This is a genomic window from Limimaricola sp. G21655-S1, assembly GCF_027213785.1.
GTDB lineage: Bacteria > Pseudomonadota > Alphaproteobacteria > Rhodobacterales > Rhodobacteraceae > Limimaricola.
On record NZ_JAPWGO010000399.1, the window covers coordinates 1 to 250 of the forward strand.

Here is a 250-nt window from a genome sequence, read left to right on the forward strand (position 1 = left end):
ACCTCAGCCCGCAAGCCGAACCCCTACGCCGCCCTGCGCCGCTACGCCGATGCGGAGCGTGAGCAGATTGGCGAGCAGGTGCAAGGCAGCGTGTACCGGGTGCAGCTGGACAATACCCATCCGCTGGCTTTTGGCTACGGCAACACGTACTACGCCCTGCTGCGCGACACGCCCAACTACCGCTTTTTGCCCCAGGGCGGCTGGAACGTGGGCGTGCTCAGGAAAAACGCCTATGCCGCCGGCTTTACCG

Annotated in this window: 1 protein-coding gene; it reads left to right on the forward strand. The window is 65.2% G+C overall.

Features of this window, described 5'->3' with window-relative positions:
* Positions 1-250: hypothetical protein (locus O4G76_RS21220; RefSeq protein WP_269399071.1), on the forward strand; the 250-nt coding region annotated here is incomplete at both ends.